The 21,383-nt window shown below is 33.8% G+C and carries 16 protein-coding genes and 2 tRNA genes; 7 read left to right on the top strand and 11 right to left on the bottom strand.

All coding sequences use genetic code 11. The features are described from left to right. Positions 1–30: 30 nt before the first annotated feature. The 4 genes from ABWH96_RS09530 (at position 31) to ABWH96_RS09515 (ending at position 4,209) form a co-directional block, all read left to right on the top strand. Complete coding sequence (locus tag ABWH96_RS09530; RefSeq protein ID WP_375581221.1) at positions 31–1,866, top strand: cation:proton antiporter; 1,836 nt, start codon at positions 31–33, stop codon at positions 1,864–1,866. Between the two features lie 138 nt (positions 1,867–2,004). After that, positions 2,005–2,364 (top strand): BlaI/MecI/CopY family transcriptional regulator, encoded by a 360-nt coding sequence (locus ABWH96_RS09525; protein ID WP_375581220.1) that lies wholly within the window; start codon positions 2,005–2,007, stop codon positions 2,362–2,364. A gap of 6 nt (positions 2,365–2,370) precedes the next feature. Further along, the gene (locus tag ABWH96_RS09520) at positions 2,371–3,636 is read left to right on the top strand and encodes a TonB family protein (protein WP_375581219.1); all 1,266 of its coding nucleotides are present in this window, start codon (positions 2,371–2,373) and stop codon (positions 3,634–3,636) included. 96 nt (positions 3,637–3,732) lie between these two features. Next, the gene (locus ABWH96_RS09515) at positions 3,733–4,209 is read left to right on the top strand and encodes a hypothetical protein (RefSeq protein WP_375581218.1); all 477 of its coding nucleotides are present in this window, start codon (positions 3,733–3,735) and stop codon (positions 4,207–4,209) included. Here ABWH96_RS09515 and ABWH96_RS09510 read toward each other — a convergent pair. The 3 genes from ABWH96_RS09510 to ABWH96_RS09500 form a co-directional block, all read right to left on the bottom strand. Beyond that, positions 4,193–4,741 carry a hypothetical protein gene (locus ABWH96_RS09510; protein ID WP_375581217.1) on the bottom strand — a complete coding sequence of 183 codons (549 nt, stop codon included), beginning with the start codon at positions 4,739–4,741 and terminating at the stop codon, positions 4,193–4,195. The two genes, ABWH96_RS09515 and ABWH96_RS09510, sit on opposite strands and share 17 nt — an antisense overlap. 66 nt (positions 4,742–4,807) lie before the next feature. After that, the gene (locus ABWH96_RS09505; RefSeq protein ID WP_375581216.1) at positions 4,808–6,334 is read right to left on the bottom strand and encodes a PP2C family protein-serine/threonine phosphatase; all 1,527 of its coding nucleotides are present in this window, start codon (positions 6,332–6,334) and stop codon (positions 4,808–4,810) included. 60 nt (positions 6,335–6,394) lie between these two features. After that, positions 6,395–8,566, bottom strand: a complete 2,172-nt coding sequence (locus ABWH96_RS09500) for a carotenoid oxygenase family protein (protein ID WP_375581215.1) — start codon at positions 8,564–8,566, stop codon at positions 6,395–6,397. A gap of 248 nt (positions 8,567–8,814) precedes the next feature. Between ABWH96_RS09500 and smc the strand changes: the two genes are divergently transcribed. Further along, positions 8,815–12,360 carry a chromosome segregation protein SMC gene (smc, locus tag ABWH96_RS09495; RefSeq protein ID WP_375581214.1) on the top strand — a complete coding sequence of 1,182 codons (3,546 nt, stop codon included), beginning with the start codon at positions 8,815–8,817 and terminating at the stop codon, positions 12,358–12,360. A gap of 16 nt (positions 12,361–12,376) precedes the next feature. Continuing rightward, entirely contained in the window at positions 12,377–12,571 is a 195-nt protein-coding gene (locus ABWH96_RS09490) for a hypothetical protein (RefSeq protein ID WP_375581213.1), read from the top strand. A gap of 175 nt (positions 12,572–12,746) precedes the next feature. On the opposite strand, the gene ABWH96_RS09485 is transcribed toward ABWH96_RS09490, so the two are convergent. From ABWH96_RS09485 to ABWH96_RS09455, 7 genes are all read right to left on the bottom strand, one after another. Further along, positions 12,747–12,998, bottom strand: coding sequence for a GIY-YIG nuclease family protein (locus tag ABWH96_RS09485; RefSeq protein ID WP_375581212.1), 252 nt, complete (start codon positions 12,996–12,998; stop codon positions 12,747–12,749). Between the two features lie 131 nt (positions 12,999–13,129). Next, positions 13,130–13,381, bottom strand: a complete 252-nt coding sequence (locus ABWH96_RS09480; protein WP_375581211.1) for a GIY-YIG nuclease family protein — start codon at positions 13,379–13,381, stop codon at positions 13,130–13,132. A 131-nt stretch (positions 13,382–13,512) separates the two neighbouring features. Further along, positions 13,513–13,764, bottom strand: coding sequence for a GIY-YIG nuclease family protein (locus tag ABWH96_RS09475; protein ID WP_375581210.1), 252 nt, complete (start codon positions 13,762–13,764; stop codon positions 13,513–13,515). A gap of 131 nt (positions 13,765–13,895) precedes the next feature. Then, positions 13,896–14,147, bottom strand: a complete 252-nt coding sequence (locus ABWH96_RS09470) for a GIY-YIG nuclease family protein (RefSeq protein WP_375581210.1) — start codon at positions 14,145–14,147, stop codon at positions 13,896–13,898. A gap of 131 nt (positions 14,148–14,278) precedes the next feature. Further along, entirely contained in the window at positions 14,279–14,530 is a 252-nt protein-coding gene (locus ABWH96_RS09465; RefSeq protein ID WP_375581210.1) for a GIY-YIG nuclease family protein, read from the bottom strand. A 73-nt stretch (positions 14,531–14,603) separates the two neighbouring features. Next, a tRNA-Glu gene (locus ABWH96_RS09460) sits at positions 14,604–14,675 on the bottom strand. A gap of 95 nt (positions 14,676–14,770) precedes the next feature. Then, positions 14,771–14,842: transfer RNA gene (locus tag ABWH96_RS09455), tRNA-Glu, on the bottom strand. Positions 14,843–15,016: 174 nt separating this feature from the next. Here ABWH96_RS09455 and gap point away from each other — a divergent pair. Then, complete coding sequence (gap, locus tag ABWH96_RS09450; protein WP_013452232.1) at positions 15,017–16,012, top strand: type I glyceraldehyde-3-phosphate dehydrogenase; 996 nt, start codon at positions 15,017–15,019, stop codon at positions 16,010–16,012. 88 nt (positions 16,013–16,100) lie between these two features. Here gap and ABWH96_RS09445 read toward each other — a convergent pair whose 3' ends face one another. Beyond that, positions 16,101–21,374: a PKD domain-containing protein gene (locus ABWH96_RS09445; RefSeq protein WP_375581209.1), complete on the bottom strand. Its 5,274-nt coding sequence runs from the start codon at positions 21,372–21,374 to the stop codon at positions 16,101–16,103. Positions 21,375–21,383: the final 9 nt, after the last annotated feature.

Raw genomic sequence — 21,383 nt, 5'->3', positions numbered from 1 at the left:
TTAGAATTGATTTAATCAGAATTCTTACAAATGATAGAATTAGCAAGCATTTTAGTATTAGGCGTTTTTGCTCAGTGGCTAGCATGGAAAATAAAACAACCAGCTATCCTTCCCCTAATTTTATTTGGGCTAATTGTTGGTCCAATATCTACCTTCTTTACTCCTGAAGGCACGAAGTTAATTGATGGGGATAATATATTTTCTGGTGATCTTTTATTTTCTTTTGTATCCCTTTCTGTTGGAGTCATTCTTTTTGAAGGAGGGTTAACACTGAATCTAAAAGAAGTAAGAACTGTAGCTAGTACAGTACGAAATTTGTTAATAGTTGGAGTAATTATAACTTTTATTGGGGGTACTATTGCAGCGGTAGCCATTCTTGATTTGAGTCTTTCAATGGCATTATTATTCGGTGGTTTAATAATAGTATCAGGGCCAACCGTTGTATTACCAATTTTAAGAAATGTCCGGCCAAATGCTAAAATTAATACTATCTTGAAATGGGAAGGTATATTAATAGATCCTTTAGGCGCACTAATAGCCGTTTTAGTATATGAATTTATTAAAAGTTCATCGAATGGAGAATACTACACAGTAGAGGCTTTAAAAGATTTCTTTACCACTATTTCAGTCGGATTCTTTATTGGCGGTTTCGGAGCAGTATTAATTTGGTATATAATTAGTAAAAATAAAATTCCAGATTATTTAAGAAATGTCATCACATTAGGAACAGTGATTTTAGTATTCTCAGTTTCTGATTTATTACAAAAAGAAGCAGGCTTACTAGCAACCACCATCATGGGAATTGTATTAGCCAATATGAAATTAGATGATTTCAAAAAAATATTATCTTTCAAGGAAGATATCAGTCTTATTTTAGTCACCCTCCTATTTATCCTACTTTCTAGTAGAATTGATATAGCCCAGATAGAACAGCTAGGTACTAGAAGTTTGGTATTATTTGCAGTCGTAATTTTTATTTTAAGACCATTAGGGGTCTGGTTGAGCTCAATAGGCTCCACTTTACGTTGGCAAGAAAAGGTTTTTGTTGCATGGATAGGCCCTAGAGGTATTGTAGCTGCTGCAGTTGCTTCCCTATTCTCTCTGGATTTGCTTAGTTCTGATACTACTAGTGCTGCCCTAAAATCAGAAGCAGAATTACTCTTACCTCTTGTGTTTCTTGTAATTGTAGGAACAGTAGTTATACAAGGAACCAGTGCAAAATATGTAGGGAAATGGTTAGGAGTATTAAGAAAGGAACCGCAGGGCGTTTTGTTTGTAGGCGCAAATGAAATAGCCAAAAAATTAGCACTTTTCCTTAAGAAGGAAGGTTTTTATGTTCTTTTGGCCGATACTGCTAAGCATAATGTAAATGAAGCAAGAAAACTTAACTTACCAGTATACGAAGGAAATATTTTATCGGAAGAAATATTTGAAGAAATAGACCTCTCTCAGATTGGCAAAATGATGGCCGTAACAAGTAACTCTGGCATAAACTCACTTGCTTTAAGCTGGTTCGATAATGAACTGGGTATGGAAAACACCTATAGAATAGTAAGTAAAGAAGAGGCGGATAATGAGAATTTACCATTGCCTAAAAATGTACTTTTCAAATCTAGATTAGACTACCTAAGTCTTAATCATCTCTTAAGACAGAATAGTGAAATTTCGGAAGTGAAGTTTTATGGTGAATCAGAATATGAAGAATTCTTGGAGGAAAAAGGCAAGACCATAATTCCATTATTTATTATAACTTCTGAGAAAAAACTCCATATCATTTCTGGTTATCCTGAGGAAGTCAATAAAGATGATCGTTTAATCTTCCTAAAGAATAAAAATTATAATATGGTTAGTAATAAAAATGACTGATTAAATTAGTATTTACGGCCATTACCCTTAAGTTTTAAAATTATTTTTAATTTTTTTAATAAAAATATGAAAATTCCTTTCAAAACTAACCAGTTAGTTTTATATTGGGGTTTTAAACAAAACAATAGGGAAAAAATTATGCAAACATTAACAAGAGCAGAAGAACAAATCATGCATAAGCTTTGGGATTTAAAGAAAGCTTATGTGAAGGAAGTTTTGGAAACTTTACCAGAACCGAAACCAGCCTACAACACTGTAAGTACAATTATTCGAATTTTAGAAAGAAAAGGAGTAGTTGGACATGAAAAAACAGGGAAAAGTTATTTGTACTACCCCCTTATAAAAAAAGACGAGTACAAAAAATTCAGCTTGAAAAAGCTTTTACACGGTTATTTTGAAGGCTCATTTGCCAATATGGCATCCTTCTTCGCTAAAGAAGAAAACCTCAGCACATCCGAACTAGATGAGGTAATGAAGCATTTGAAAGATCAAAAGTAAACCGTCATGGATACCTTAATTTACATACTAAAAGCCCATTTGTTATTTTTGATTTTAGGTGGAATTTATCATTATGTATTAAAAAATGAGAAAAGCTTCACCTTTAATCGGTTTTACCTTCTAGCAATTTACGGGGCAAGTATTCTTGCCCCTTTGTTAGAATTCAAGCTTTTCAAAAACGTCACTTTTATAAATCCAGAATTTTTAAATAATAGTCAAACACAAACTAGTTTAAATAATGGTTCTAAAATAATAGAGTCAAATATATTTACATTTGAAGTATTAATGCCATGGATTTATGGTATACTTGTTAGCATTTCAGCAATAATCTTTATCATAAAATTTTCTAAAAGTTGCTATAAATTCAATTTACTTCACCGATTTGCCAAGTTTGATTATAAAAGAAATGTGTATTGGGTTGAGGATGATATACCACCCTTTACTTTCTTGAATAAGACCATACTACCCAAAAAGCTGGAGGAAAATGAAAATAAAGAAGTGATCATACAACATGAAAAAGCCCATAGAGAAACATTGCATTTCTTTGATATTATATGGGTAGAGCTTTTATCCTCAATATTAGTTTTTAATCCTCTGAATAAGAAAATAAAAAAATATGTGGTAGAAAATCATGAGTTTTTAGCTGACCAATATGCCTGTGAAGCTACGCAAAAATCCAATTATGCTCAGATTCTAATTCACCAGACCTTAAATCAGAATCAACTTCAATTTGTAAGTTATTTTGCAAAGCCAACAATTTTAAACAGGCTAGAAATGCTTAAAAATGATAAAAAATCAAAATCCAAGCCATTTTTAGTTGCTTTTTGCTTTGTATTAATAAGTATAGCATTTTCTTGCGACTTAAATCCAACAGAAGAAGTTATTTTAAAGGAAGAAAACAAAGCTGTTGCAGATGAAAAGACCACGCAAAATACTGTTGTAGATGAGAGCACAATATTTTCTGTAGTTGACACTCAAGCAGAACCGAAAAGAGGTATCCAAGGGTTTTATGATGCCTTAAGCGAAGCTATGGAAGGTAGATATCCGAAAGAAGCAATTCAGAGAGGTATAGAAGGGGTAGTATATGTCCAGTTTGTAATTGAGAAGGATGGAAGTTTAAGCAATATTCAAGCTGTAAAGGGAATTGGTGGGGGCTGTGATGAATTGGCAGTGGAGATCCTTAGAAATAATGGCAATTGGATCCCAGGAAAACATAATGGTAAAAATGTACGATCTCAAAGGGTTATTCCAATTCGATTTGTTTTAGGTTAATTAGTACAATAAAAATCACTTACCTCATATTTAGGCTAGTAATCCATATTCACTTTCAATAGTTTTAATTATATTTAGAAGTATAATTAAATTATTATGATGAATTACTTACTAAGCCTATTTTTTATTTTGACCATTGCTCCAACTGTAAAAGTTAATAATGAAAGCGAGCAAAAGGAGGTTTTGCAAAGCATTTTTGATATTGAGGAATTCCAAAACTATCTTACCTATTCGCCTAGATTTGTTGGCACAAACACACGACTAGAAGTACTCATGATAGAATTCCCTGAGTTAATTAAAAACGATATAGATCTTAAAGTAAGGAATAAATCTATTAGAATAATTTCTGAACAGCAAATTAAAGAGCTCGAACATAACTTTTTTATCCGAATCAATGCTTTTGATTTAAAGAAATCAAAAGCTAAGGTGACTTTATCTTATCAGAATTCAAGAATGTATTATGAAAGTGAGCAAAAGTTAATGCTAGAAGCTAAACTAGAGAAAAATAAAATGGATAAATGGGTAGTGGAAAATTACGAATTAAAAGAAGTAAAGATCAATACTTCCGATTAAGAATTTCTGCATAAACTATTGCTTTTTTAGCACTTTCAGGATCGGATAAACCTTCTCTAATTTCTCTTGCAAATTGATTTTCCTCTTTCTCATCCTCAAATTCTTTAAATCTGTTACTTTGAATTGCAACTTCATCAATGTCTACTAATTCATCTATGCTTTTTAATCTTTCTCCCTTTTTATAAAGTTCTTTTAATGTTTCATCTGCATTTTCGTAATCCTCTTGGCTTACTTCCTGATGCATAGGTCTTTCATCAACTTGATCTGACAGAGACTTGATTTCTTTCTTGTCTTTTAGAATCTCATCATCATCTTCATATTTGGAAGCTTCTTCCTTTTCTTGATTTTCTCCACTTAACTCAGCAAGAAGTTCTTCAAAAGACTTCGGACGTTTCTTCTCTCCTGAATTTTGTTCCGTTTGTTGTGGTTGGGTATTTTTCCTAGTTACAGGCTTTTTCTTTTTACCCCTACCTTTAAATAGGAAATATAAAATTGAGAGAACTATGTAGATGAGGATTTTGTAGTCTTCCATAAAATAAAATTACGAAAACTTTAGATAAAATAACCACCTAGGTCAAAGGAAAAATAAAATAGTGAATTAATTAACTTTAAATCCTATTAAAAGAACATCATCTGTTTGGTTGTAGCCTTTTTTCCATTCCTCAAATCGCTTATTTAAGACAAAGAATTGATCATTCATATCTTTCTTAGATACCTCTTGAAGCAACTTCCTTAACTTTCCTACCATAAATTTCTTATCCTTAGGGCCTCCAAATTGATCTTGATAACCATCAGAAAAAATATAATAAGTATGATTTGGATTATATTCAATAGATTTTGAAGTAAACGTATCTTCTATATTGATTTTACGCTTTCCCCCTATCGAAATTTTGTCCCCTTTAACTACCTCAATTTCTTCCTCTTCTTTTATAATTACTAAAGGATTTTTGGCTCCAGCAAATTGAAAAGTTTTTTCTTTCTCATCAATAACCGCAATAGCTGCATCCATTCCATCCTGATTTTCATTTTCAGACTGTTTTAGATAACTGCTAACCCCCAGATGCAATTTATTAAGGATATCTGCTGGATTGGTTACTCCTTCTTGAAGAACTATTTGATTTAAATTAGTATCACCCACTAAAGACATAAAAGCGCCAGGTACCCCATGACCAGTACAATCTATAGCGGCTATAATTTTCTTTCCTCCTAAATCTGCTGCCCAATAAAAATCTCCAGAAACAATATCTCTAGGAAGAAATAAAACAAATGATTTGGGAAACATATTTTTTATGTAAGCATCTGTTGGAAGCATTGCAGATTGTATTCTTTGAGCATACCTGATACTTCCGATTATATCTCTATTTTGCTTTTCAATAAATTCTTTCTGAGACTGCATAGCATCCCTTTGTGAAAGAATCTCCTCCTTTTGCATTTTTAGCTCTTCATTCTGCTCAGAAATCTGATCACTTTTAAACCTTAAGTCTTTTTGAGCTTTAATTAAACTTTGATTTCTTTCTTGCAATTCAAAATGGGCTTCTTGCAATGCTACACGGTGCATGAAATTATTTTTCATGATATAATAGCGGAAAGCCGCCATAGAAAAGGCAGCAATTCCTACTACAATCAAAATATTAACGCCTTTCATCATGAAATAATCTATTATTCCAGCATCACAGAAAAAGGTATGGACTAAAATTTGAATTAAGAAAACCGCAAAGAAGTTAATGACGAAATAAAATGGTCTAAGTATAACCAAAACCGCACTGGTGATAAATACTGTCACCATTGAAATTAAGTAAGTCATCCAGTCTGAACAATCTACCATATAAGCGGCAGAAGTAAACAGACAGAAAGCAATGATCTCAAACAGTAATTCGTGACTAAATTTGAATTTTTGATGAAGTAAAAATACTATTCCCACAACAACTGAAGGTCCATACCTAAATGCATACCATATATTTAAGTTTGGCTTATCAATAGAAAGTTCGGGAATGGTACTTAGAGGAAACAGAAAAATAACTAAAAGAGCACCCCACCTAGCATAGATATGCCCTATCCGCTTATATTCTTCCTTCCAAGCTTCATTCAAATTTATACCAAAACTGTCTGCTATATTGAGCTTCATGTATTTTTCTAAAAAATTTCAATGCGAAATTGACACAGAATACTTAAAAATAAAAATCGTTTATCGAAAATGAGGATAAACATGATCCTTCATTAAAGATTGTACTTTTTTACGTAACCACCTACGTTTAATGTGTTTTATCTGCTCATCATAATCTTGTTTTATGTCAATTTTATAATCAGGAACACTGACCTCTGCTGCTTTTTCAACCCAAACGGAATGAATAGTGAATGCAAACTGTAATTCATCATGATGTAGCTTAGTAACAGGCCCTTTCTTTAAATTTGATGCATCAAATATCCATATTTCTGAGAAGTAAGAACTTGTTTGATGAACATTTTTCTCTTCACCTATTACCGTACATAAAATATAACCATTTAAAGATTCAGGAATATCATTATTTTTAGACTTACTAGGTATAAACTGCAAAGACCACATAAAAGTATCTTTAGGAAAACTATAGTGATCTGTTGCTTTCATCGAATCAGTTTCAACCGTTTCTAGAACAAATGGAGCCCCTTTTTTGGTGAAGTCAAGCATCTGTTCTGCACTATATACACGATTTCTTTTCGGATCTTGATAAAGTCTATACATAAAATCAGTTAATAGCTGATCATCTAAACCATATGCCTGCCAGAAAATATGTTTTATCTCTCCAACGTTTTTATCTGGAGAAAGCATATCACGATAGGTATAAAGCCCAACTCCCCAAGTATGAGGACCAGGATCTTTTTCTCCAGGTTTCCCTTCAAGATGCAAGAATACTGTCTTATCTTCAAGATTATCCCGATTTTTAACATCAATAACAATCTTCCCGATTTTACCAATATCCATCTCTCCTACTGCCAACATTCCAACTCTTTGAGGATCGATTGGCTTATTGTGCAATTTACATTCATCATAATAGCGAACCCATTCTGCAGGGCAAGCGCTACAATTATGTGCCGCATGTAAAGTCACTACCCCATTAGGATTTTCATAATTGGCTGAAAAGTGAACCGTTTCTACTGGAAGTACTACCTTATGCGCTTTTACTTCCTTATTCTCTGGCAATAAATCCTTCCTATGAACAATGTAAAGTGTGGAATAATCATTTTGAGCACCATCCAACAGTTCCCTTAAAAAGGAATCAATCCTTTGGTTATTAGGAAACGGATTATTCAACATTACATCTAATGTAAATTTAAAATTGGTATCCGCTAAGAGAACATAATCTTTAGTGAATCCAATTTGATGCATATTATGCTGAATTTGAATATTAGAGCCATTTTCGTTCACAATTTTATAAGACTTAGGGTTTTTAGCTCCAGTCCACTGTACTAAATATACAGCGTCTTCATTTGAAAAATGTCGGCCAATCAATTTCCAATACCAACCCCTTATTTTATCCCAGATAGTTTCTGTCTCTTTTTCGGTGGCTTCTTCATAAAAGAAATCATTCACTTCTTTTACTACTTGCTCTTTATCATCAATCTGCTCCCACCTGCTTATTCTCTCTTCTAACCTTCTTTCAATTTCTTCCTCACTACTAAATATCAAATGAAAAATTTCAGTAGCACTTAGTAAATTTCTTGTAGTTTTAGTGAAATTAACACTAAAGACTTCCTTTGTTTCTGGATCATATACAGGATGTGCTGTGGTCAGCACCATTGGAAAAGGATTATTTAAAAATGGTGGCGTTCCAGCTCTCCAAAATTTATTCTCACCTATTGGAGTGATTAAATCAAGACTCTTAGGATCGAATTCAAAAGGTCTACCTGCATCGAAAGTGGCTAATAATCTAGAATGGTCATCTCCCGCTTTGCGAAAAGGAGTAATTGCGGTATTAATCTGGTTTCTTGTACCTAATTTCATGGACATCCTTGCTAGACCTCTATTTTTAAAAGCAATATCAGCATAAGGATTATTAGGATTTAAAATTGGGCTAGAAGCTATATCTGCATAAAAACATGGCGTTTTTAATAATCGAGTTTTTAGCTTTACTTTTCCCTCTTCAGTGAAATCAAAACGGTACATATAACCATCTCCATTAATAACAGGTGAACCAAATTCCTGATTGAATTCTCCATTTGGAAGTTTCCTTTCATAAGGTAATCCTCCACTATTAATTGTACCGGCTCCTGAATTGATAAATACAAATCCAGATAAATCATCCGGAATTTTTCCTTCTTTAATTTTTAATTCAACATCCAGAGGTTCTCGGGTGGAGGTGAGCAAATTAGGGTGACTCATAGTTTTGGTGATTTTTTTATGGTTTTCTGCCACATAAATAATAAAATTTCAATTAAAAATTGAGTAATTACAATATTATTTACGATTAATTCTTTTGTTACCAACAAATAATGATTGGAATTTAGAATTTTATTTCAACCGTTTAAGCATTTTTTAAAGAGAACATCCTTTATCATTACCCACTTCTCCAAATAAATTATAAATTTGTTATCCGCTTTTTTAGAGCGTAGATTTTTTGAGTAAGAATTATGCAGCTAACCAAACTTGAAATTAAAGGATTTAAGAGTTTTGGTGACCGAATGGTCATTAATTTTGATAAAGGAATCACAGGCATTGTGGGACCTAACGGATGTGGTAAATCCAATGTAGTAGATGCTATTAGATGGGTTTTAGGTGAACAAAAATCCCGTATGCTCCGCTCTGACAAAATGGAGAATGTCATTTTTAATGGCACCAAAAAGCGTAAACAAAGTAATTTAGCTGAAGTATCCCTAACTTTCAATAATACCAAAAACCTTCTCCCTACTGAATATTCCAATGTAACCATCACCAGAAGATATTATAGAACTGGAGAAAGTGAGTATTTATTAAATGGTGTAAGTTGTCGATTGAAAGATATCACGAACCTTTTCATGGACACCGGAATTAGTTCTAATAGCTATGCTATTATTGAATTGAAGATGGTAGATGATATCTTAACCGATAAAGATAATTCCAGAAGGGGGCTATTTGAAGAGGCCGCAGGAATCAGCAAATTCAAAATCAGAAAGAAGGAAACGCTCAAAAAATTAACCGATACGGATGCCGATTTGGAAAGAGTGGAAGATTTGCTCTTTGAAATTGAGAAAAACCTAAAATCACTAGAGAAACAAGCTAAACAAGCCGAAAGATATTATCAATACAAAGGCGAATACAAAGAAAAAAGTATTCTTCTAGCTAAGAAAACGGTTGCTGATAAAAGAGAGATTTTTCTCAACTTAACAAAACAAGTTGAAGCGGAAAATGATAAAAAATTAAGCCTCAACAGACAATTAGCCGAGCAGGAAGCTGCTTTGGAAAAAGGCAAATCTGAATTATTGCAAAAAGAGAAGTTATTGGCTAGCCGTCAGAAAGCACTTAACGAGCATGTCAATAAAATCAGGCAATATGAAAGTGAAAAGAAAATCAAAAATGAAAGATTACGCTTTTTGCAGGATAAAAGTGACAGTCTAAAAAATCAAATTGAGCAGGACAAACAAAGTAATGAACGTGCGTCTTTTAGTATTAAAAGCTTAGAGCAAGAAAAAACATCTGCTGAAAAGATTTTCTTCGAGACCGAGCAAAGAGTTGAGGTTCTTAAAGCTGAGTTTGAGGAGCAGAAAAATAAAACCGCTGCGATTCGAGAAGAGGTAAACACCTTAAACCAGCAACAAAAATCTTTGCAAAATGAAGTTTACCAGCTAAATAAATCACTGGAAATCAAAGAGATTCAGCTTTCATCTGTAAAGCAAGAATTAGAGAAAAGCAGCACAGATACTACTGAGCAATCTGCTAGTTTGGAAGAGTTTGATGCTAAATTGGAAGAGCTTTCAAAAATCTTAAAAGAGAAGAACGAATATCTAACTAATCTTAAAAACAAAGAAGATCATCTCAATCAACAAATTGAAGATCATAAAAATACTATTGAACTAATCAGAGAGGAATTAACACAGTCTTCTCGTAAGCTGGATGCTAGAGAAAACGAATACAACTTGACCAAATCTTTGGTTGATAACTTAGAAGGATTTCCTGAAGCTATTAAATTCTTAAAAAAGAGTTCGAAATGGGGGAAAAATGCCCCACTCTTATCCGATGTTTTGACTTGTTCGGAAGATTACCGCATTACTATTGAAAATTTCCTAGAGCCCTATATGAACTATTATATAGTGGAAACCGAGGCTCAAGCTTTTGAAGCAGTAAACTTGTTGAGTGATGCCAGCAAAGGAAAAGCTCACTTTTTCATTTTGGACAATTTTGAAAAGTTCAAACCAACTGATTCCAAACTATATGATCAAGCCATTGCCGCTACGGAAATTGTGGAATATGATGCCAAATACAAAAAGCTAATCGGCTTTATACTAGATAATGTTTATGTAGTAAAAGGTGACTATAATTCTATTCCAGATGATAAGGACAGCATCTTTATCACACAAAGTGGAAAGGTTACCAAAAGGAAATTCAGCATGTCAGGAGGTTCGGTAGGGCTTTTTGAAGGGAAAAGAATTGGTAGAGCCAAAAACCTGGAGAAACTTCAGGTTGAAATAAAAGATTTAAACAAAAAAATAAGCCAAATCAAAGAAAGCTTGGAAAGCCGCCAGAATGATTTGGACAACTTAAAGGAACATAGCTACAGAGAAAATATTGAAATTCTACAATCGGAAATCAATGAAGTAAACTCTGAATATGTTTCAGTTCGAACTAAACAAGAGCAATTTTCTCAGATGCTTAATAGTGCTGCCAATAAGCGCGAGGGCATGGAACAGCAGCGAGAAACATTAATGGAGGAAATTGAAGCCATTAAACCTGATGCCGGAGAAAAATCTGAAAAACTTAAAGAAATTGAGCAGAGGCTTAGCATCATTAGTGAAGACCTTAGTGTTCAGGATGAAATTTTAAGCCAAAAATCATCTGCTTTCAATCAGGAAAATATTGAATTCCACCAGCAGCAAAACAGGGTCAACAGCCTTGAACAAGAAATAAGCTATAAACAAACTGCTTTTGAAAGCAGTAAAGAACGATTAGAGAAAAATCAGCAGGAATTAAAAGAAAATGATGAGGCCATAAAGGGCATCATTGATACGGCTGAAACCAATGATGACGAATTATTGGGAATGTATGATGAAAAAGAGCAGATTGAGATTGGCGTTAATGATGTAGAGAAAGATTATTATGCTTCCCGTGGACATATTGATGAAATTGAGAAAGAAAGCCGGAATATTCAGCGAAATAAAGAGCAAGTAGATGAGCTTTTGATGCAAATCCAGAATAACTTGAATGAAACCAAACTAGAGCTCAATAGTGTGAAAGAACGACTTTCTGTTGAATTCGACATAGATTTAGATAAAATCATGAATTCTGAAGAAGAGGAAGTGGAAACCGATGAAACAGCTGATGATTTAAGAAATGCCGTAAGTAAATTAAAGGAAAGAATGGACCGAATTGGACCAATCAATCCTATGGCAATGGAGGCTTATGAAGAGATTAAAGAGCGTAATGATTTCATCTTAACTCAACGAGAGGATTTACGAAATGCTAAAGAGTCATTGCTCAACACCATTAGTGAAATTGATGAAGTAGCCCGAACCAATTTTATTGAAGCTTACGAAAAAATTAAAGAGAACTTCCAAAAAGTATTCCGTACGCTTTTCACCCATGAAGATGAGTGTGATTTACAATTATCCGATCCAGATAATCCTTTAGAGTCCAAAATTGAGATCATGGCAAAGCCAAAAGGCAAACGACCATTGACCATCAATCAATTGTCAGGAGGGGAAAAAACTTTAACGGCTACTTCCCTACTCTTTGCGATTTATCTTTTGAAGCCAGCACCTTTCTGTATTTTTGATGAGGTAGATGCTCCTTTGGATGATGCCAACATTGATAAATTCAATAATATAATCAGAGAATTCTCGAAAGAATCACAGTTTATTATTGTGACACACAACAAAAGAACCATGTCCAGCACCGATGTGATTTATGGAGTAACCATGGTAGAATTAGGGATTTCAAGAGTAGTCCCAGTGGATTTAAGAGAATTGGAAGACACACTGGAGTAATTAGTAATTCAGAGTTATGAATAAAACATTTCTGATAAGGATTAGCATTACGGCTTTGGTATTTTGGATATTAGATTCTTTCTTAATGTATTTAATTGGAGATGAAACAACACTTACTGATCAAATACAGGAATCATTTTTCAAAGCTGTACTGTTTTCTATTGTCTTTGGCTTAATTATGCGGAAAAAGTGGATAAAGAAGGATGAGTAATATTATATTGAGTCGTTTTTAGCTCAATAAATAACAAGACATTTTACATTTTCATTAATTATTAAAATGTATTTTTAGCTAGAAATAAAAAAAGGCTGCCAATTCTGACAGCCTTTGTAGCCCGTAGGGGAATCCCAGCCAGAGGCTGGTCAGCCTCCGGCTGAGAACCCTTTTATCATTCATCAAATATCCTTGAAAACAACTCCTTCTTGGCCGCACTATTCTTTTTTAAAAAACGCTCCCTTTTAATCGCAAATGTTTTACTTCTATAGGCTTCACAGTATACTAACTTCATGGGGATTTTATGCCTAATAGATTTTGTCTTACCACCATTATGTTCCTTGAGTCGTTTTTTTAAGTTATCTTTTGAGCCTATATAGGTCGTTTTATCTATTGTACTTTCCAATACATAACAATAATACCACATAGAAAATGATTTTAATTACTAATGTAGTAAATCATACTTAAACAAAAAAAGCTGTCATTTCTGACAGCCTTTGTAGCCCGTAGGGGAATCCCAGCCAGAGGCTGGTCAGCCTCCGGCTGAGAACCCTTTTATCATTCATCAAATATCCTTGAAAACAACTCCTTCTTGGCCGCACTATTCTTTTTTAAAAAACGCTCCCTTTTAATCGCTAATGCTTTACTTCTATAGGCTTCACAGTATACTAACTTCATGGGGATTTTATGCCTAATAGATTTTGTCTTACCACCATTATGTTCCTTGAGTCGTTTTTTTAAGTTATCTGTTGAGCCTATATAGGTCGTTTTATCTATTGTACTTTCCAATACATAACAATAATACCACATAGAAAATAATTTTAATTACTAATGTAGTAAATCATACTTAAACAAAAAAAACTGTCATTTCTGACAGCCTTTGTAGCCCGTAGGGGAATCCCAGCCAGAGGCTGGTCAGCCTCCGGCTGAGAACCCTTTTATCATTCATCAAATATCCTTGAAAACAACTCCTTCTTGGCCGCACTATTCTTTTTTAAAAAACGCTCCCTTTTAATCGCTAATGTTTTACTTCTATAGGCTTCACAGTATACTAACTTCATGGGGATTTTATGCCTAATAGATTTTGTCTTACCACCATTATGTTCCTTGAGTCGTTTTTTTAAGTTATCTGTTGAGCCTATATAGGTCGTTTTATCTATTGTACTTTCCAATACATAACAATAATACCACATAGAAAATGATTTTAATTACTAATGTAGTAAATCATACTTAAACAAAAAAAGCTGTCATTTCTGACAGCCTTTGTAGCCCGTAGGGGAATCCCAGCCAGAGGCTGGTCAGCCTCCGGCTGAGAACCCTTTTATCATTCATCAAATATCCTTGAAAACAACTCCTTCTTGGCCGCACTATTCTTTTTTAAAAAACGCTCCCTTTTAATCGCTAATGTTTTACTTCTATAGGCTTCACAGTATACTAACTTCATGGGGATTTTATGCCTAATAGATTTTGTCTTACCACCATTATGTTCCTTGAGTCGTTTTTTTAAGTTATCTGTTGAGCCTATATAGGTCGTTTTATCTATTGTACTTTCCAATACATAACAATAATACCACATAGAAAATGATTTTAATTACTAATGTAGTAAATCATACTTAAACAAAAAAAGCTGTCATTTCTGACAGCCTTTGTAGCCCGTAGGGGAATCCCAGCCAGAGGCTGGTCAGCCTCCGGCTGAGAACCCTTTTATCATTCATCAAATATCCTTGAAAACAACTCCTTCTTGGCCGCACTATTCTTTTTTAAAAAACGCTCCCTTTTAATCGCTAATGTTTTACTTCTATAGGCTTCACAGTATACTAACTTCATGGGGATTTTATGCCTAATAGATTTTGTCTTACCACCATTATGTTCCTTGAGTCGTTTTTTTAAGTTATCTGTTGAGCCTATATAGGTCGTTTTATCTATTGTACTTTCCAATACATAACAATAATACCACATAGAAAATGATTTTAATTACTAATGTAGTAAATCATACTTAAACAAAAAAAGCTGTCATTTCTGACAGCCTTTGTAGCCCGTAGGGGAATCGAACCCCTGTTTCCAGGATGAAAACCTGATATCCTAACCCCTAGATGAACGGGCCATACTAAAATTCTAATCAAACAAAAGTATGATTAAAAAGTAACTAAATCCATTAAAATCAATGACTTAATAACGACTTTATTAAGTACTTTAAAGTAGCCCGTAGGGGAATCGAACCCCTGTTTCCAGGATGAAAACCTGATATCCTAACCCCTAGATGAACGGGCCATTTGCAAATGGAGATGCAAATATAGAAGGCTGTTTTTTAATTACAAACCCTTACCCTAAAAAAAAAGAAAATAATTTTCAAAGCTAAAGCTTTAGGGTTCTAATTTGATAATGCTGGCAAGTAGGTTTATATTTACGCCTTAATTTAACTTAACTAAAATAAATTATATCAACATGTCAAACGTAAAAGTTGGAATTAACGGATTCGGGCGTATTGGAAGATTAACTTTCAGAGCCCTGCTGCAAAAAAATAATGTTGAAGTAGTCGGTATCAATGACCTTACTGATACCAAAACTTTAGCACACTTATTAAAGTACGATTCAGTTCATGGTAAATTTCCAGGAGATGTTTCGCATACGGACAATTCTATTATTGTTAATGGAAAAAGCATTGCTGTTTCAGCTGAAAGAGACCCAGCCAACCTTCCTTGGGGAAAAATGGGTGTAGAAATCGTTTTAGAATCTACTGGGCTTTTTGTGGATGAAGAAAATGCTGGAAAACATATTAAGGCAGGTGCTAAAAAAGTAGTAATTTCTGCACCAGCAAAAGGAAACGTTCCTACTGTTGTATTAGGTGTTAATGACGATACAATGACAGGAGATGAAACCATCCTTTCAAATGCTTCTTGTACTACCAACTGCCTTGCTCCTATGGCTAAGGTTTTAGATGACACTTTTGGAATTGAAAAAGGTTATATCACTACTGTTCATGCTTACACTGCTGATCAGAATTTACAGGATGGACCACATAAGGATTTAAGAAGAGCTAGAGCTGCTGCTTACTCTATCGTTCCTACTTCAACTGGAGCTGCAAAAGCTGTTGGTTTGGTTTTACCTCACTTACAAGGTAAATTGGATGGTATTGCTATGAGGGTTCCAATTCCTGATGGTTCTTTAACTGACTTCACTTTAGAATTGAAAAAAGAAGCCACTAAAGAAGAAGTAAATGCCGCAATGAAAAAAGCTTCTGAAGGAAGCATGAAAGGAATTTTAGAATACACTGAAGATCCAATTGTTTCTATTGACATCGTTGGAAATACTCATTCTTGTATCTTTGATTCTGCTTTAACTTCAGTTTCTGGTAAATTAGCTAAAGTTGTAGGATGGTATGATAATGAAGCAGGTTACTCAAACAGAGCTGCTGATTTAATAGAAAGAATATCAAAATAAAATATTGCACTCTTGAATTTAGAGTGAATACTAAGAAAGAGGCTGCCAGAATTGACAGCCTCTTTTTTTATATTCTAGTTCAGGATCCTTAATCCTGAGTATCTCTAATAATTGTTTTAAGTTCATTGCCTGAAACTTCCTCTACGGTTTCCCATTCTCCATTTTCATTTAATCGCTGGATTACATATTTTTTCACACCTTCTTCCCAACCTTCAAATGCATTCCATTTCAATTCATACTTTCTGAATTGAACATCTTTTTTTAGTAAAACCGTATTACTTTCTCCACTGGCATCGGTATCAATTGAACAATCATTAATAACCTTTACTTGATAAGTATAAGTGTTATTTTCAGTATCACTTTCTTCATCAATATAGAATTGTTCATGAGGCTCAACTGAATCGAAATATTCAAATTCACCGCCATTTTCACTTCTATAAATTTCGAAAGCTGTAATCTTACCTTTTCCTTCTTCAGGTATGCTCCATTCAGTGAATACTTCTCCAGTTTCCAATACAGTAGTGTTTTGAATTTTAGCTACCTGATTATTATAAATCTCATCTGTCACTTCTATCTCCACATAATTACTTATGGATCTTAAAGTATTTTTCTCGAAAGCACCCACCCTATATTCATAAAATCCTGGGCATAGATCTTCTTTATCCTGAAAATTTAAAGCATCGCTCTCCATCACTGCAATCTCCTGCCATTGAGCTTCTCCTTTTGCTTTTCTGAAAACACGCTGATTATCGATTGAAAAACCTTTTGATTGGTTCCAACTGATCTCTTTTACATTTTCCTCAAAAGATTTTCTTTGAAGAAGAAGTGTATTGAATACCGTCAATTGTTCTCTTCTAACAGTATCTTCACAAAAAGGAACTGCCTGGAAAATGTATTCATGAGACATATCCTGAGGACGACAATTCTGGTCATCATACATTATTCTCTGATTACTTTGCCCTGCCATTTCGATAGTATGCATTAGAAAAAATCCATCAGGGCTGTCTCGAAAGACATTGTAATGAGAAATATTATTGTAGTTATATGGTTCCAGTTCAAAATGAACTTTATTATTCTCTACTAATATTTGATTCAACTTAGCCTCTTTATGTTCTACCGTATCACGAACTAAAACCTGATCCTCGTGAGTAAAGGTAATAGGACAACCATCATCATTTTTCACAGTTAATGATACATTAAATTCACCAGTTTTTTCCATAAGAATGGTTGGACTTTCTTCAGATGAAGTTTGCCCATCACCAAACTCCCATAAATAGGACGGTTTTAATAAATTACTGCTTTTGTTAGTCAACTTGACCTCTACAGGATAACACTCCCCTGAAACATTCATTTCAAATTTAACATCAGGCGTTGGTAACACTTTTACATCCTCCATTTTATAAAATTGCTCACATCCTTTCTCATTTTCAGCAATTAAAGTGACTTCGTAAATACCTGGCGCTTCATAAAAATGCTCTGGATTTTGTTCGGTAGAAGTATTACCATCTCCAAATACCCATTTCCATTTTACGGCACTGACAGAAGTATCTGTGAACTTCGCCTTATTAGGTAAGCAAATTACTTTTTCATTTATTTCGAAAGCAGTTTCTGGCCCACTTACATTTATGAACTGTTTTTTAATTAATGTGTCCTGACACCCCAATTCATTAGCAATTATCAGAGTGACATCAAAATCACCAACTTTATTATAAACATGAATAGGATTTGCTACTTTAGAAGTTGTTCCATCTCCAAAATCCCAGAAATAACTTTTCGCTCCTTTAGTTAAATCTTTAAAGGCTACTTGAACAGGAACGCAGCTGGATTCAATTGATTCAGCTAATTGAAAATCTGCCTCAGCAGGAATTACCTTAATAAATTTTTCAACCATTATAGTATCTGCACACCCTTCTTTATTATCAGCTATCAACTTAACATCATAAACACCTGCTGATTCATAAACATGTTTTGGATTTTTATCTGTACTGATATTCCCATCACCAAAATCCCATCTCCAGCTTACGGCTTCATTATTTAAAGCAGAGAATTGCACACTGTTACCTAAACAAACTTCTTGTATGTCAGACTTAAAGCTTGCAATAAAAATAAAGTCCATTGATTTTTTCTCAGTCACTTTGCAGCCCTTTTCATTTTCTACAGTTAGTTTAACTTTAGATTGCGGCACCTCATAGAAAGTATGAGTAGGGTTCTGCATAGTAGAAGTATTTCCATCTCCAAAATCCCAAAACCAACTGATCGCATTCCTACTTTCATCGGAAAATTGAACCTCTACAGGCAAACATGGCTGATTGTAATCAAAACTAAACTCGCTGGTCAAATCTTGAATTTCTATAAGATCTGATTTAATAGTAGTTTCACTACAATCACCATTTGAAGCAGTTAAAGTGATAGAATAAGTACCTGGTAAAAACTTAACAGTTGGATTTTTATCAGTACTTGTAGCTCCATTTCCAAAATCCCAAAACCATTCTGTTGCACCTTCAGATTGATTTTGAAAGCGAATAGCAGTTTCACCACATCCTGTGGTTTTATTAGCTTTGAATTCTGGTATTGGATTCTTAATTAGGATTTCTTGAGGTAACTCAAATATAGATTCACAACCTTCAAAATCAGTAGTTATAGCTTTTACTTGGTATTCTCCTCCAGTAGCATATACATAAGATTCATCGAAATTATCAATAATTTCACCATTGCCCATATCCCATTTAATATCCTGAAAACCAATTAACCCATGATCAATAATTAAACCTTCCCCAAGACAAAGGGAATTTGGATTTGTAAATTGGTTTTCCTGATTGCCGACATAAATATTTTTAATTTTTGTAGTGGCGCAATTGTTCTGACCACTGGCAGAAAGACTAATTGAATGTAAACCCTCCTTCTCAATTATAAAACTGCCATTATCTGATAATTCTATTGACTTATTATTTATCTTCCATCTATAATTTTCAAATTCTGGATTTTCAGGAGTTAGAAAAACCTCAAACCCATCACAAATTTTCTTTAATTCATATTCGAAATCAATATCGGATTGATTAATGGTTACCGTAATATAATCCTCTATAAAAATCACACTATCATCACTAAACTGGCCCCAATAGCCAATTTTATGTTCACCAGCTTCTTCAAACACCTCTGTAAAACTCTGCTTAGAATGCTTTTTTCCACTGCTAAATCTCCATTGAAATTTATTGATACCAGGAATAGGATTTACCAAATCGATTGAATAAGGTGCATTACAACTCTCAAACTTAAATTTGCCAATAGGACTATCTCCATCCGTTTCCTCCTCTTCCTCTTCAATCTCAGGGTTTTCACAATCCGACCATGGGTTTGGGATCATTAAGGCTTTAGATTTAGTACATTCACCGTCACTCCCTACACTAAAAGTTAATCCAATATCTCCTAAGGTGATAAAAGAAACATTTAATTGTGCATCAGTGCCAATTAAACTTTCATTATAAAACCATTTTACATTTTGCCACTCTTCTAAATCAGCCTTAGCTGAAACACTAAAATACCCACACTCTTCTCCTTTTGTTACTTCAAAATTAGTTTCTACATCTAAATCAGGGATTTCAATTACGTTATATTTTTCTATTGTAGTCTGGCATCCATTTTTATTGTTGGTGGTTAAACTTACCTCATAGGTGCCTTCTTTACTGTAACTGTGGATTGGATTTTGGTCTGAAGAAGTATGACCATCACCAAAATCCCATTCCCAAGAATCATACCCCATACCACCACTAAAATGAACTTCAGTGAATGTACAAGATTCAATTACTTCTGGTTCATCCAATGGGATCTCTCTATCTAAAACTGTTATGGGAGATTCAAACTCATATATAACTTCGCAGCCATTATTATTGACATAGGTAACTTTAGGATAATAAACTCCTGGATTTTGAAACTCAAAATCAACCTTTTTTCCGCTAAATTCCTGATCATCCAATAGCCAATTTATGTTTGATGCTCCTCCATTAAGAAGGCTTAATTCTACATTAAAAGGAGCACAACCTTGCCAACTGCTTACATTAACCTCAGTTTCTCTTTTAAAAACCTGAACTCTATCCTCAATTTCCTCTTCAATTTTACATCCAGTTTCATATTCCGTTATAGCAATTATTTTATAATTTCCGTGTTTTTTAAATGTATAGCTTAAATCCGCTCCCTGAATAGTTTTTCCGTTTACTTTCCAAGAATAACTTTTTGCACCTGATGTGTTATTTGAAGCTTCAAAAACAAATGGTTCGCAGCCAGTGGTTTCAGTATACTCAATAGTTGTTGGTTCTACTTTCTGAACATTAAACACAGCATCTTCAGATACTAAAATGGAACAGCCTGAATCATTAATATAGTTTAAACTAATATCTACATCACCTTCTTTTTCTGTAATAAAGGTAATCTGTTTCCCTTCATATTGTTGTCCATTAATACTCCATTCAAATCCATTTTCTGAAGTATGTAAAGCTTCTAATGTAACTTCTTCCCCCAGGCATACAGAAGTTTCACTTACTTTAATTTCTGGTGCTTCTATTTCTTTAACGGTAATTAAATTACTTAATTGATCCGTAATTGAACATCCGAATTCATTCAAATAATTTACTTTTACCACATATTCCCCAACCGCATCATATAAATGTTCAACGGTTACTCCACTTTTTGTAGTTCCATCACCGAAATCCCATTCAACTTGGTTTGCATCACCTACTAATGAAAAAACTATTGCTTGATCATCAGATATACATTGCTCATTTTTACTAGAAGAAATAGCAACTTCAGTGGCTTCTTTAATTTCAACCGCATTTTCTATTACCAGCATCTCCTGACAGGCTCCATCAACTTTTGCTGTTAGAGTAACTGTATAAAACCCTGCTTCTTCATATTGATAAATAGGATTCTCTTCATTTGATTGATGCCCATCTCCAAATGACCAATTGTAAGCGTCTGCGTTTTCAGTTAAATTATTAAAGGAAATACTTTCTCCTAAACATTTTACATTATCTTCTATTGAAAAATCAACTTGGGGCTTTTCACTTACAGAAATAAGTGTTTCATAAGTTAATGTTTCTACTTCACCAGATTCAAGAGTCAAAATAGCTTTTACTTCCCATTCACCTGCTTCTTCAAAAATGAAAGTCGGCTTATTTGCCGTAGAGCTTTGCTCATCTTCAGTTTGCCAAATAACAGATTCGAAATCATGATCTTCAATTTCGAATACAACTACTAAAGGCAAACATCCAGAATCCTTATCAGCTTGAATTTGACCTAATGATTGAAAAACCACTGCAGTCATACTGAAGAAAAATAGTAATACTGATTTAAAAAATATAGTTTTCATGATGATGAT

It is taken from the genome of Marivirga tractuosa (assembly GCF_042140215.1).
Lineage (GTDB): Bacteria > Bacteroidota > Bacteroidia > Cytophagales > Cyclobacteriaceae > Marivirga > Marivirga tractuosa_A.
The sequence above is the reverse complement of the archived record's forward strand: the minus strand, read 5'-3'. Positions and strand labels throughout refer to the sequence as shown.